The sequence below is a fragment of the Mesorhizobium sp. BR1-1-2 genome, assembly GCF_020165435.1.
GTDB lineage: Bacteria > Pseudomonadota > Alphaproteobacteria > Rhizobiales > Rhizobiaceae > Mesorhizobium.
In genome coordinates this window covers 314,698-327,004 of the sequence record NZ_JAIUID010000005.1, presented here as the reverse complement: position 1 = coordinate 327,004, position 12,307 = coordinate 314,698, and the positions used below count along the sequence as shown (strand labels likewise).

Genomic DNA, 12,307 nt, shown 5'->3' with positions numbered 1-12,307 from the left:
TGGCCAGTCTGCTAGGTCTTGCTCACAGACCGGCGCGACGTAGCGTACAGGATCAGGAAACCGACAACGCCACCGATCGCGTACTGGGACCATGCACTGAGGTAGTTGACGGTCCCATTGTGGCCGGAGACATAGAGCGCAGCGCCGACAAACGTCATGACCGCGACGCCAAGCGCATAGGATGGCACCAGCCCCATACGCGTGAATTTTCTCAAGATCCAAGCGAGCACCGCACCGGTGAGCGCCATGATGAGAGCCGAGCCAAAAATCTCGGCAACAAGTCCCGATGAAATCATCTTCTCCCCCTATCCCAATTTGGATTATGCCTTTTTCGAGGGCAGATTCAACTGCAGTGGAGATCATCCACAACTTTAGCGATAAACCTGGCTGGGATTTCGGGGGCAGACTGCAGGACGCAGCCAGTCTCGCTGAGCAGGGCTAAGCGCCTAGCGTCTTTTTCGCGGCTTCTCCAGCAAGGCAACAGCCTCGACATGGGGCGACCACAGAAACTGGTCGATCGGCGTCACGCTTTTCACCGCGTAGCCGCCGTCGATGAGGATGCGCAAATCCCGCGCGAGCGTCACCGGGTTGCAGGATACCGCGGCAACGAATGGAACATCCGACCGGGCGATCTGCTTTGACTGATCCTCGGCGCCCGCGCGGGGCGGATCGAAGACAACGCCATCAAAGGCGTTTAACTCCTTGAACGTCAGCGGACGGCGGAACAGGTCTCGGCGCTCGCCGGTCACGCGTTTCAAGCCGGTGGCGAAGCGTGAACCCCGATCGAGCGCCGAAAGCGCGGCCGCATCGCCTTCCACCGCATGCACTTCCGATCTCGCGGCCAACCGCAGGGCGAAGCTGCCGCAGCCGGCGAAGAGATCGGCAATTTTTTTGGCACGTTTCAAATGTCCGCCGACGATATCGGCCATGGTCCGTTCGGCTGCCTCCGTTGCCTGCAGGAAGGCGCCCGGCGGCACCGCGACGGCAACGCTGCCGAACATGACGACAGGCTTCTTCGGCTCGATGATGATCTCGTCATCGATGGACAGTCTGGCAAAGCCCTGCGCAATGACAAAATTGGAAGCGACGCGTCGCTGGTTTTCGCCGAGCTTGCCCGATTCATGCACCGCCACGTCGAGGCCGGAACCCGTCACGGTGACCGCCATCCGAAACGATTTCGGGGTGGCGCAGATCAATTCGGCGAGCGCCCTCAAGCCGTCGAGCGCGCCGACGATCCCCGGCAGCGAGATCGGGCATTCGGAGATGGAAATGATTTCCGGCGACAGATGGCGATTGAAGCCGAGCAGCATGCCTGTTTCTGTGCGCCTGGCGGCGAGCACGACGCGGCGGCGCGTATGCGGCGCGCAGGCAACCAGATCGCCTATTTCGCAATCGATGCCCCTCAGCGTATGCACGACCTTCTCGCGCTTCCACTGCTGATAGGCTTGCGCCTCCAGATGCTGGAGGGCGCAGCCGCCGCACTCGCCGAAATGGCGGCAGGCGGGTTCGATGCGCAGGGGCGAGGCCTCGATCAGCGCTCTCAGCGCGGCGCGATCCCTTTCGCGCGCGGCGGTGACGGTTTCGCCCGGCAGCGTGAACGGGATGAAGACCTCTCCGGTCTCGGTCTCGGCGACGCCGTCACCCTGCGCGCCGAGCTTGCCGATGGTGAAGCGCGCGCTCATCGGTCCTTTATTCCACCGAGCAGGAATTCGCGGTTGCCATCGCCCCCTTCGATCGGCGACAGATGCAGGCCGAGCGCACGCCAGCCCGGGACGGCATCCAGCCAATCGTGCAGCAGGCCGGCGACACGGGCGGCGTCGAAAGGATCTTTCAACAAACCGCCCTTGCCGATCGCTTCGCGGCCTGCTTCAAATTGCGGCTTGACCAGAAAGACCGCGGCGGCACCGGGCTTCGCAATGGCGAGCGCGGGCGGCAATGCCAGCTTCAGGGAAATGAAACTGACGTCGGAGACGACGAAGTGCGGATTGCGGCCGCCAAGATCGGCGGCCGAGAGATCGCGGGCGTTCAGCCCTTCAATGACCGTCACGCGCGCGTCATTGCCGATATCGGGATGCATCTGGCCGTGACCGACATCGATCGCCGTGACATGGGTCGCGCCGCGTTCGAGCAGCACTTGGGTGAATCCGCCGGTCGAGGCGCCGATGTCGAGCGCCTCGCGGCCGGCCGGATCGAGGCCGAAATGATCGAGGCCGGCGATCAGTTTCAGCGCCGCGCGCGAGACATAGCCCTGGGCCGGATCGTCGACGACAACAAGGCATTGCGGAGAAACGTTCTGACCAGGCTTGCGGGCAATGGCGCCATCGATCGTCACCGTGCCGCGCTCGACGGCGTCGCGGGCCCGTGAGCGGCTGGCAAACAGCCCGCGCTGGACGAGCAGGTCGTCGAGCCGCTGGCGGGTGCTGGCTGGCAGGGGCGAGTTCATCGGCCTTCATGGCGAATGCGCGCTGCGAAGGCAAGGACATTGGGCGGGGAACAAGAAACATCATCGCAAGCATGCGGGGCGTCAGGCCGCTGCGCGGCTTGCGAGCGTCGCGGCGGGCCGGCACAATGGGGTTGCTGTCTATACGGGGAAGTCGAAAGTGCTGACCGGAACCTGTCACTGTGGCGCGACGCACTGGACGCTGGAAGGCGACCCTGGGTCGATCACAGCCTGCAACTGCACGCTTTGTCGCCGCTACGGCGTGCTCTGGGCCTACGACTATGTCGATGAACGGATCCGCGTCGCGGGGCCGACGAGAAGCTACAGGCGGACCGAAAAGGGCACGCCTTCGCTGGAAATCCTGTTTTGCCCGGCCTGTGCCTGCGTGCTGGCCTGGCGCGGATTGCGCGCCGATGCTTCCGGTCGAACACGCATCGCCGTCAATGTGCGGCTGGCGCCGCCGGAGGACGTCGCCGATCTGCCGATCGACCATTTCGACGGTCTCGATACCTATGATGATCTTCCACGCGACGGCCGTTGCGTGCGCGACATGTGGTTTTAGGCTGGGCTAAAATGTGGCGCGCGGCACCTGCCGCTCAACAGCGGGAGACAGGCCGTCATCCGCATTGCCTGACGCTTGCTCACGTGAATGCTCGACCGGGACAGCCGGCATTGGTGCGGCGTCCGGCACCAGTTGCGGCACCTGCTTGTAGGAAAAGCCGCCCCTGATATCGCCCATCTTGCCGGCGACTATACCCGCGGCCGCCTTTTCGAGATTGCGGTCGTATCGCGTCTCTGCGGCAGCCGGCACGACCATCACGGCAAAAACGGCCGTGCCGTACAGAAACGTCCTCATTCCAATTGTCTCCCTGCCTGATGCGTATCTAGCAGGGCGCCGTTCAAAAATGACCAAGAGACACGGTAATCAAACCGCCAAACAGCAGCGTAAACAATGTGTTATTACAAATAGCCGACAAACCGATCCAGAGGTTTGAGACTTTGATTCAGGCGCGCTGGGCGCGGACCGCCTGCCCGAGGGCGGTGAAAACCGTATGGACGATGCCGGCGGCATCGAGACCGGCATCGGCATACATCTTTTCCGGCTTGGCGTGGTCGGCAAACACGTCCGGCAGCACAAGCGGGCGCACTTTCAGGCCGCTTTCCAGCAGGCCCTCATGGGCGAGGAACTGCAAAACGTGACTGGCGAAGCCGCCGATGGCGCCCTCCTCCACCGTGACCAGAACCTCATGCGAGCGGGCCAGCCGGCGGATCAGGTCCGCATCGAGCGGCTTGGCGAAGCGGGCATCGGCGACGGTGGTCGAAAGCCCGGCCGCGCCCAGTTCCTCGGCCGCGACCAAGCAATCCTGCAAGCGCGTGCCGAAGGACAGGAGCGCCACCTTGCTGCCTTCCCTGACGATGCGGCCCTTGCCGATTTCGAGCACCGAGCCGCGATCGGGCATGTCGACGCCGACGCCATTGCCGCGCGGATAGCGGAAGGCGATCGGGCCGTCATCGTAGGTTGCCGCCGTGCGCACCATGTGGCGCAGTTCCGCCTCGTCGGCCGCCGCCATGACGACGAAGCCCGGCAGGGAGGCAAGGAAGGTGGTGTCGAAGGCGCCGCAATGAGTGGCGCCGTCGGCGCCGACGAAGCCGGCGCGATCGATCGGGAAGCGCACCGGCAATTTCTGGATCGCCACGTCGTGCACGACCTGGTCGTAGGCACGTTGCAAGAAGGTCGAATAGATCGCCGCGAACGGCTTGTAGCCTTCGGTAGCGAGGCCGGCCGCGAACGTCACCGCATGCTGCTCGGCGATGCCTACATCGAAGGTCCTGGCCGGGAACACTTCGCCGAACAGGTCAAGCCCGGTGCCGCCCGGCATGGCGGCGGTGACGGCGACGATGCGCTCGTCCTCCTGGGCCTCCCGGATCAGGCTTTCGGCGAACACCTTGGTGTAGGCCGGCGCGTTGGCCGGAGCCTTGGCCTGCGCGCCGGTGATCACGTCGAACTTGTTGACGCCGTGATATTTGTCGGCCGCGGCCTCCGCCGGCGCGTAGCCCTTGCCCTTCTGGGTGACGACATGGATCAGCACCGGGCCCTTCCCATTGTCACGGACATTTTTCAGCACCGGGATCAGATGGTCCAGATTATGACCGTCGATCGGGCCGATATGGTAGAAGCCGAGCTCCTCGAACAGCGTGCCGCCGGTCACGTAGCCGCGCGCGTGCTCGACGGCCCTGGTGATGGCACGGTCGGCGCGCTTGCCGAGATACGAGGTCAGTTTCTTGCCGAAGTCGCGCAGGCCGACATAGGCCTTACCAGAGGCCAGGCGCGCCAGATAGGCGCTCATGGCGCCGGTCGGCGGGGCGATCGACATGTCGTTGTCGTTGAGAATGACGATCAGGCGGGCATCGAGCGCACCGGCATTGTTCATCGCCTCGTAGGCCATGCCGGCCGACATGGCGCCGTCGCCGATGACGGCGATGACATTGTTGCGGCCGCCAGCAAGATCGCGGGCCGCCGCCATGCCCAGGCCCGCCGATATCGACGTCGAGGAGTGGGCGGCGCCAAACGGATCGTATTCGCTCTCGGTGCGGCGGGTGAAGCCGGAGAGGCCGCCCTCCTGGCGCAAGGTGCGGATGCGATCGCGGCGCCCGGTCAGGATCTTGTGCGGATAGGCCTGATGGCCAACATCCCAGATCAGCCGGTCATCGGGTGTGTTGAAGACATAGTGCAGCGCCACGGTCAGTTCGACAACGCCAAGCCCGGCGCCGAGATGACCGCCGGTGCGCGACACCGCGTCGATCAGTTCGAGGCGAAGCTCTGACGCCAATTGCGGCAATTCGCTTTCGGAAAGCGTGCGCAGCTCGGCCGGGATGCGGACCTTGTCGAGAAGCGGCGTATGCGGCGTTGCGTTCACGGGTAGGCCCAGGCTTCTGTTCATGCGCGGGATAGGCCGCCGTCAGGCGAAAGTAAATGCCTGTCAAATGATGCGGAAGGCATGGCCCCGTCGTCGATTTCCTCAGCCTTCCGGCAGTGGAATGAACTCTTTCTCATCGCCGGGAACGATGTCGAAGCGGCCGGTCTTCCATTCTTGCTTGGCCTGTTCGATGCGCTCCTTGGAGGACGAGACGAAATTCCACCAGATGTAGCGCTTCGAGCCCAGCGAGGCGCCGCCGAACAGCATGAAATGGGCACCGGCCTGTGAGGATACGACGATCTCGTCGCCGGGCCGGAACACCAGCAGCCGTTCGGCCGGAAACACGTCGCCGGAAATCGAGACCTCGCCTTCCAGCGTGTAGATGGCGCGTTCTTCCGCGTCGGCCGGGATTTTGACGCTGGCGCCCGGCGCCAGCCTGAGGTCGGCGTAGAGCGTCTCGGAATCGGCCCGCACCGGGGAACGCAGCCCCTGGAAATCGCCGATGACGATGCGGCCACTGACGCCTTCCGCGTCGATGTCGGGAAGCCGCGCGACAGCGGTGTTCTCGAACACCGGCGCCACTTCCTCCTTGCCGTCCGGCAGCGCCAGCCATGTCTGCAGGCCCGAGACCGACATCGGCGCGCCGCGCAGTTCTTCCGGCGTGCGCTCCGAATGGACGATGCCGCGGCCGGCGGTCATCAGGTTCACGTCACCCGGCTCGATCACCATTTCGGTGCCGAGCGAATCGCGATGCCTGATCCTGCCATCGAACAGGTAGGTGACCGTCGACAGGCCGATATGGGGATGCGGCCGGACGTCGAGCGCCTGACCGGCGCGCAGGATGGCAGGCCCCATGCGGTCGAAGAAGATGAAGGGACCGACCAGCCGCCTTCTGGCGGTCGGCAAGGCACGGCGAACCTGAAAACCGCCAATGTCCTTCGCGTTCGGAATGACCATCAATTCGATCTGGTCGCTGGCAAAGGCGTCGCCTATTTCGGGGTCCTTCCCGGGGAAGAAGCTCATGAACTCTCCTTGTCAGCGGCCGATGGCTGCTTTGGGCAGATCAGGCAAAGCGGATCGCCGCCTTCGCCCGCAGCTTGGCCGCAACCTCCTCGCGATTGCGCGGATGCTGGTTGGTTTCAAGCGAATCGAGAAGCTCGCGCGCCGACGCCGCGATGGCCTCGACGGCATGGTCGAAGGCGTGCTGGTTCTGCTTCGAGGGCCGCGTCGTTCCGCTCAGCTTGCGGACGAACTGAAGGGCAGCATCGCGCACCTCGTCATCGGTTGCCGGCGGATCAAAATTGAACAGGGTCTTGATGTTTCTGCACATCGCTTCCGTATCTCCTCTTGTCCTGAAGCCGTTTCAATCGGGATGCGTTCTATCCTCAATCATGATCGTGTCAAAAACCGGTAACGGCCGCGTGCCTCAATCCGCGTCCAGCGGCTCCGTCCCGGCCGGCTTGCCGTCGCGCGACAGCCTGATCTTCTCCACCTTGTCCTCGGCCGCCTTGAGCAGCCGGTCGCAATGCACCTTCAGCGCCTCCCCGCGCTCGTAGATCCTGATCGACTGGTCGAGCGGCACATCGCCACGCTCCAGATCATCGACGATCTTCTCCAGCGCGTCGAGAGCCTGTTCGAAGCTCATCGCCTTGACGTCTTCGTTGGTTTCACCAGCCATCATTCATCCTTTCATCAGTCGCCCGACATGGGCGGCGACCGAAAATGCCAATCCTTGCAGATCGTAGCCGCCCTCGAGCAGGCTGACGAGCCGGTTGCCGCTGTGGCGCGCCGCGCGCTGCATGAGCTGGCCGGTCGCCCAGTCGAAATCATCCTCGGTCAGGTTGATCTCAGCCAGCGGGTCGCGATGATGCGCGTCGAAACCGGCCGAAATGATGATCAGGTCGGGTGCAAAATTGTCGAGCGAGGGCAGCACGCGCGACAGGAAGGCATCGCGGAACGCCTCGCTGCCGGTTTGCGGCGCAAGCGGCGCGTTGACGATGTTGCCGGCGCCGGTTTCGTTCTTTGCTCCGGTGCCGGGGTAGAGCGGCATCTGGTGGGTCGAGCAGTAAAGCACGGACGGATCGTCCCAGAAAATATCCTGCGTGCCGTTGCCGTGATGCACGTCCCAGTCGACGATGGCGACACGTTCGATGTCGTGTTTGCGCTGTGCATAACGTGCGGCGATGGCCGCCGTGTTGAACAGGCAGAAGCCCATCGCCGTCGCTTTCTCCGCATGATGGCCGGGCGGCCGGGCGGCGACGAAAACGTTGTCTGCCCTGCCGGCAAAGACGTCGTCGACGGCGGCGTTGGCGGCGCCGATCGCGGTGATCGCCGCTTGCCAGCTCTTCGGGCTGGCCGTTGTGTCGGCATCGATGCGGGCGATGCCCGTCTCGGGAATGGCGGCGCGCACCCGCTCGACGAAGTCCTCGGGATGCGCATAGAGAATGGTGGCCTCGTCGCCTTCCGGCGCCTCGAGGCGGTCGAGCGCGGCAAAAGCCTCCTCGTCGAGCACGCGCTCGATGGCGCGCAAGCGGTCCGGCCGCTCCGGATGGCCGGGGGGCGTGATGTGCTCGAGGAAGATCGGATGGGTGTAGAGACGAGTGGCCATGCTCCCTATCTAGTGCCCCGGAGCGGCGATAGCCATGCGTTGCGGCCTGATGGCTGGGGAAAATCGCGCCTGCGTCCATTCGCGTCGCCGCGGGGATTGGCGGCGCGGAGGCTTCGTCGTAAAGTCCCGGCCGCTGCCTGGTGCCCGCTGCGAGCGGGAGAATCGGGAACACGGTTTGATCCCGTGGCGTGCCCAACGCTGTAAGGGGGACCGCGCCGGTAAATGCCACTGTCGATGACGGGAAGGCGCCGGACGCGGGTTGATCCCGAGCCAGAAGACCGGCCTGGCAGGCATCGTCATCCGCATGGTCAGGCGGACGGCAGTTGATTGCAATCGCAAGGGGACAAGCGATGCCGGACGATATGACCATCCCCGTGGGTGACGGATTCGACCAGATGGCGCGCGATGCGGTCTACCGCGCCATGTTCACGCGGCGCGATGTCCGCAGCCATTTTACATCAGAGGCCGTCGATGACGAGGTGCTGGCACGGCTGCTGCTTGCCGCCCATCACGCGCCATCGGTCGGCTTCATGCAGCCATGGAATTTCATCGTCATTCGTGGCACCGAACGACGGGAAAAGGTGCGCGACCTGTTCCTGGCGGCGCGCGAGCAGGAATTGCCCGCCATCGAGGAAGAGCGGCGGGCGCTCTACCGCAAGCTCAAGCTGGAAGGCATCTGCGAAAGCGCGTTCAATATCTGCATCACCTGCGACCGCCGACGCTCACAGGGCTCGCCGCTGGGACGCTGGCACAATCCCGAGATGGATCTCTACAGCACGGTCTGCGCGGTGCAGAATTTCTGGCTGGCGGCGCGCGCCGAAGGCGTCGGCGTCGGCTGGGTCAGCATTATCGAGGCGCAGGCGTTGAAAGACCTCCTGTCGATTCCCGAGCATGTGACGCCGGTGGCCTATCTCTGTGTCGGCCGCGTCTCCGAGTTCGCGCCGAAACCGGACCTCGAAACACATGGCTGGGGTCGACGGTTGCCGCTGCCCGAGCTGATCATGAGCGAGACGTTTTGCGGACAGGGCGAAGTGCCGCTCAAGTCAACGATCGCCCGCCTCAAGGCGGCAACACGCGAAAAACCTGGCAAACCCTTGATTTGATTGCCGCTACGGCATGCTCAGCGCTGCCGGCGGCCTGCGCCTTGTGCTGAGCATCTGAACCTGGAAGCACCTCGGCTATCCGCCTTCAGGCGGCTGTGGCACCCTTCCTCAACAATCCTTCGAGCAGTTGCTTGAATGCCGCCACCACGGTCTTTGATGTCGCTTCCGGGTCGTTCGAATTGGCGATCCGCTGCGCCGCCTGACTGCTCGCCCCGTTGATCAGCCGTGCCGCGGTCTCGGGGTCGACGCCCGAGACGACCACCCCGTCGCCCTGCAGCGTCGTCAGGTGATCGGTCATCGACGCGACGCAGGCATTGGCGTTCGGCCATTGCGCGGGATCCCCCAGCACGGCCGGACCGTCCCGGAACATGATTCGCTGGATTTCCGGCTCCAGCGCCATTTCGATGTAGCTCGTGCATTCGTCGACGAAGCTTTGCCAGCGGGTCGGTGCTTTCGCTGCAACCTCATTCACCCGTGCCGCCATCTCGGCGTCGATTTCGGCGATGACCGCCTGCAAGAGCCCCTTTTTGTCGCCGAAATGATGATAGAGCGCACCGCGCGTCAGTCCCGCCGATGCGGTGAAATCGTCCATCGACGCTTCGGCATAACCGATCGTTCCGAACGCATGCCGGGCTGCGGCAATCAATTTGGCGCGCGTTTCGGCGATCATTTCCTTGCGGGGCTTGTGCATCTCTTCTGGCCTTACCCACATACGTTCCGTATGCCAATTGACATACGCAACGTATGATCTATTTAGTGTTCATACGCATCGTATGTAATTTCCGAATCGCCTTTTGTCGAGGAACGGACCATGCAGAACCCCTATTCCGAGATTTTTCGAGCCCCTGGTGCCAAGGGCTTTGCCGCTGCAGGCTTCATGGCGCGCCTGCCGATCGCCATGGCGCCGATCGGCATCGTGGCGATGCTGTCGCAGACGCGCGGCGAATACTGGCTGGCGGGCGCCGTCTCGGCGACGTTCGCGCTGGCCAACGCTTTCCTGGCGCCGCAGATCTCCAGGCTGGTCGACCGCCTCGGCCAGACACGGATCGTCGTACCCACCACCATCATCTCCGTGCTGGCATTCCTGCTGCTGATTGCGTCGGCCAATCAGGATTGGCCGGTATGGACATTGTTCGTGTCGGCGCTGCTGGCCGCGGCCATGCCCAGCATGCCGGCAATGGTGCGCGCGCGCTGGACCGAGCTTTTTCGCGGCCGGCCGGAGATGAACACTGCCTTCGCGTTCGAATCGGCGGCCGACGAGCTGGTCTATATCGCCGGTGCGTCGCTGTCGGTGGGCCTCAGTGCAGCGCTGTTTCCGGAAGCAGGCATGCTGGCGAGCACTTTGTTTCTCGCCTTGGGCTCGATAGCTTTCATCCTGCAGCGATCGACCGAGCCAAGAGTGCGGCCGGTGGACCGTGGTTCGGCCGGCTCGGCGATCCGCCTGCGTCCTGTGCAGATCATCACCTTCGCCCTGATCTTCATCGGCGCGACCTTCGCGACGACGGAAGTAAGCACCGTGGCGATCACCAAGGAGTTCGGCCAAGCCGGTGCCGCAAGCCTGGTGATCGGGGTCTATGCGCTGGGATCCTTCGTGCTGGGCATCCTGGTCGGCGCGCTCAACCTGAAGGCGCCATTGCAGCGCCAGCTGGCAGTCGCGGTCAGCATCATCGCGGTCAGCACGCTTTTGCCGCTCACCGCCGACAGCGTGCCGCTGCTGGCGCTGACCGTCTTCATCAGCGGCGTGGCGATCTCGCCGACCTTCATCACGGCGTTCGGCCTGATCGAACGGCATGTGCCGGAAGCGATGCTGACCGAGGGCATCACTTGGGTAACCACCGGGATTGGCATCGGCATGGCGCTGGGCTCTTTCGCCGCCGGCGCGGTGGTGGATGCGTTCGGGGCCCAGAACGGGTTCTGGGTCTCGGTGGTCGCGGGCGGCATCGCCCTGCTCACGGTGCTGCTCGGCCAACGCAGCCTTGCCACTCACAAATGCGAGCTGGATGGGTGTGAAGCGGCCGTCGTTGCCGCGGAATGATCCATGACGCGTCCGGTTCAGCGGATCGGACGCTACTGCCGCCGTCGAACTTCAGAGAATCTCGGTCTTGGCGATGTGGATGCCAAAACCTTCAAGGCCGACATAGTGGCGCTCGCGCGAGGCGATCAGCTTGATCGAGGAAATGCCTAGATCCTTCAGGATCTGCGCGCCGAGCCCGATCTCGCGCCATTCATTCTCGCGGCGGCGCGCCTCTTCGTGATCCTCGCGGTCGCCGCTCGCCGGCCGGTTGCGCTCCTGGTGGGCGACGCCGACCGAGCCCTCGCGCAGATAGACGATGACGCCGCGCTTGCGCTCGCCCATCGCCTTCATGATGCCGTCCAGCCGGTGGCTGGTCCCGAACACGTCGGTCACCACGTCCTCGGAGTGGAGACGCACAGGCACCTCTTCCCCATCGCGGATGTCACCGAAGACGACGGCGACATGATGCATGGAATCCCAGGGCAGCGTATAGGTGAAGACCTGCGCCTTGCCGCCGAGCGTGTCGATCTCGGAGCATGCCACGCGTTCGACCAGCGTTTCCTTGCGTTGCCGGTAAGCAATGAGGTCGGCGACAGAAACCTGCTTGAGGCCATGTTGCTCGGCAAAAGCCGCGACCTGCGGGCCGCGCTTGACGGTGCCGTCGTCATTGACCAGCTCCGAGATCACGCCGATCGGCGGCAGGCCGGCGAGCTTGCACAGATCGACGGCCGCCTCGGTATGGCCCGAGCGCATCAGCACGCCGCCTTCGCGCGCGATGAGCGGAAATATGTGGCCGGGACGGACGAAATCGGAGGCGCCGACATTGCCGTTGGCGAGATTGCGCACGGTCAGCGTGCGGTCGTCGGCGGAAATGCCTGTCGTGGTGCCATGCTTGAAATCGACGCTGACGGTGAAGGCGGTGGTGTGCGCTGAATCATTGTCGGCGACCATCGGCGCAAGGTTGAGGCGCTTGGCCTCCTCGCGCGGCATCGGCGTGCAGACGATGCCCGAAGTGTTACGCACGATGAAGGCCATCTTTTCCGGTGTGCAATGGACGGCGGCGACGATCAGGTCACCCTCGTTCTCGCGCCCGTCATCATCCATGACGACGACGATCTCGCCACGCTCGAAGGCCCGGATTGCTTCGACGATCTTCTTCTGGTCGTAAGACATGAACGCTCGCTTCGCTCGCAAGGGAGTAGGGGAATAGGGCAGTAAGGCAGT

At 64.0% G+C, this 12,307-nt stretch carries 14 protein-coding genes and 1 riboswitch; of the genes, 3 read left to right on the top strand and 11 right to left on the bottom strand.

Annotated elements, in window-relative coordinates:
- Window positions 1–11: 11 nt before the first annotated feature.
- The 3 genes from LB551_RS14120 to LB551_RS14110 all read right to left on the bottom strand — a co-directional run bounded on the left by LB551_RS14120 (window position 12) and on the right by LB551_RS14110 (window position 2,443).
- Window positions 12–296, bottom strand: a complete 285-nt coding sequence (locus LB551_RS14120) for a hypothetical protein (RefSeq protein WP_224623298.1) — start codon at window positions 294–296, stop codon at window positions 12–14.
- Between the two features lie 150 nt (window positions 297–446).
- The gene (locus LB551_RS14115) at window positions 447–1,682 is read right to left on the bottom strand and encodes a class I SAM-dependent RNA methyltransferase (RefSeq protein WP_224659558.1); all 1,236 of its coding nucleotides are present in this window, start codon (window positions 1,680–1,682) and stop codon (window positions 447–449) included.
- Window positions 1,679–2,443, bottom strand: coding sequence for a TlyA family RNA methyltransferase (locus tag LB551_RS14110; protein ID WP_140551048.1), 765 nt, complete (start codon window positions 2,441–2,443; stop codon window positions 1,679–1,681). Before LB551_RS14110 ends, LB551_RS14115 begins: the two co-directional genes overlap by 4 nt.
- A 157-nt stretch (window positions 2,444–2,600) precedes the next feature.
- Between LB551_RS14110 and LB551_RS14105 the strand changes: the two genes are divergently transcribed.
- Window positions 2,601–3,002 carry a GFA family protein gene (locus tag LB551_RS14105; protein WP_224623303.1) on the top strand — a complete coding sequence of 134 codons (402 nt, stop codon included), beginning with the start codon at window positions 2,601–2,603 and terminating at the stop codon, window positions 3,000–3,002.
- Between the two features lie 6 nt (window positions 3,003–3,008).
- Here LB551_RS14105 and LB551_RS14100 read toward each other — a convergent pair whose 3' ends face one another.
- The 6 genes from LB551_RS14100 to LB551_RS14075 form a co-directional block, all read right to left on the bottom strand.
- Window positions 3,009–3,296 carry a hypothetical protein gene (locus LB551_RS14100; protein WP_224623305.1) on the bottom strand — a complete coding sequence of 96 codons (288 nt, stop codon included), beginning with the start codon at window positions 3,294–3,296 and terminating at the stop codon, window positions 3,009–3,011.
- A gap of 148 nt (window positions 3,297–3,444) precedes the next feature.
- A complete protein-coding gene (gene dxs / locus LB551_RS14095; RefSeq protein WP_181172478.1) occupies window positions 3,445–5,382 on the bottom strand; it encodes a 1-deoxy-D-xylulose-5-phosphate synthase in 1,938 nt (645 codons plus the stop codon).
- A 78-nt stretch (window positions 5,383–5,460) separates the two neighbouring features.
- On the bottom strand, window positions 5,461–6,381 hold the full coding sequence (locus LB551_RS14090) for a pirin family protein (RefSeq protein WP_140551051.1): 921 nt from the start codon (window positions 6,379–6,381) through the stop codon (window positions 5,461–5,463).
- Between the two features lie 40 nt (window positions 6,382–6,421).
- Entirely contained in the window at window positions 6,422–6,688 is a 267-nt protein-coding gene (locus LB551_RS14085) for a DUF2277 domain-containing protein (protein ID WP_140551052.1), read from the bottom strand.
- Between the two features lie 96 nt (window positions 6,689–6,784).
- Window positions 6,785–7,036 carry an exodeoxyribonuclease VII small subunit gene (locus tag LB551_RS14080; RefSeq protein WP_224659557.1) on the bottom strand — a complete coding sequence of 84 codons (252 nt, stop codon included), beginning with the start codon at window positions 7,034–7,036 and terminating at the stop codon, window positions 6,785–6,787.
- Between the two features lie 3 nt (window positions 7,037–7,039).
- Window positions 7,040–7,966, bottom strand: coding sequence for a histone deacetylase family protein (locus tag LB551_RS14075; protein ID WP_224659556.1), 927 nt, complete (start codon window positions 7,964–7,966; stop codon window positions 7,040–7,042).
- 121 nt (window positions 7,967–8,087) lie between these two features.
- Window positions 8,088–8,268: riboswitch (cobalamin riboswitch) on the top strand.
- Window positions 8,269–8,316: 48 nt separating this feature from the next.
- Here LB551_RS14075 and bluB point away from each other — a divergent pair.
- Window positions 8,317–9,069 carry a 5,6-dimethylbenzimidazole synthase gene (gene bluB / locus LB551_RS14070; RefSeq protein WP_224659555.1) on the top strand — a complete coding sequence of 251 codons (753 nt, stop codon included), beginning with the start codon at window positions 8,317–8,319 and terminating at the stop codon, window positions 9,067–9,069.
- A gap of 85 nt (window positions 9,070–9,154) precedes the next feature.
- Here the strand turns inward: bluB and LB551_RS14065 are convergent, their stop codons facing one another.
- Window positions 9,155–9,760, bottom strand: coding sequence for a TetR/AcrR family transcriptional regulator (locus LB551_RS14065; RefSeq protein ID WP_140551055.1), 606 nt, complete (start codon window positions 9,758–9,760; stop codon window positions 9,155–9,157).
- Window positions 9,761–9,880: 120 nt separating this feature from the next.
- Between LB551_RS14065 and LB551_RS14060 the strand changes: the two genes are divergently transcribed.
- A complete protein-coding gene (locus LB551_RS14060; RefSeq protein ID WP_224659554.1) occupies window positions 9,881–11,104 on the top strand; it encodes an MFS transporter in 1,224 nt (407 codons plus the stop codon).
- Window positions 11,105–11,155: 51 nt separating this feature from the next.
- Here the strand turns inward: LB551_RS14060 and ribB are convergent, their stop codons facing one another.
- Entirely contained in the window at window positions 11,156–12,256 is a 1,101-nt protein-coding gene (gene ribB / locus LB551_RS14055; RefSeq protein ID WP_224659553.1) for a 3,4-dihydroxy-2-butanone-4-phosphate synthase, read from the bottom strand.
- Window positions 12,257–12,307: the final 51 nt, after the last annotated feature.